The sequence below is a fragment of the Pseudomonas sp. PDM02 genome, assembly GCF_014852285.1.
In the GTDB taxonomy this organism is placed as follows: domain Bacteria; phylum Pseudomonadota; class Gammaproteobacteria; order Pseudomonadales; family Pseudomonadaceae; genus Aquipseudomonas; species Aquipseudomonas migulae.
Map to the genome: position 1 here is coordinate 1 of NZ_JACVBL010000043.1, position 477 is coordinate 477.

A 477-nucleotide genomic window follows, 5' to 3' on the forward strand; every position below is an offset into this window, starting at 1 on the left:
GCGTAACATTGCTCATAGGTTAAAAATTCATCAATTATGGAGTTATCAGGGCGGGATTTTACAGCGTATCGCGGGGGATTTATACATTCTTTGCATGGCGGATGCGGTGAGGAAAGGTTGTAACATTGTAAAGAATGTTAATCAGTTAAGAATTATTGAGCTCAGGCATTAAATTGTACAAAACATGACCTTATTCTGAATGTGCAACATGGCTGACAGAGGAGGAAATAGCATGTCCGTTGACAGACTGAAACGCGATCTGCTTAACAAGCTGATCAACGCCCGAATCGACCTGGCCGCGTATCTGCAGCTCAGGAAGGCAAAAGGCTATATGTCAGTCAGCGAAAGCGAACATCTGCGTGATAACCTGTTTGAACTTTGCAATTTCATGCGTGAAAAAGCACCGACCCTGAAAGCGGAATACGATGAATGCGAGCTGATGGCGCTGCGTCGTGCCGCTGAGGTGCTCTCCATTGC

At 45.7% G+C, this 477-nt stretch carries 1 protein-coding gene; it reads left to right on the plus strand.

What is annotated here, in order from left to right; all coding sequences use genetic code 11:
* Positions 1-208 precede the first annotated feature (208 nt).
* On the plus strand, positions 209-477 hold a 269-nt coding region (locus IB245_RS28945), incomplete at its 3' end, for a biofilm formation regulator BssR (RefSeq protein ID WP_318652990.1).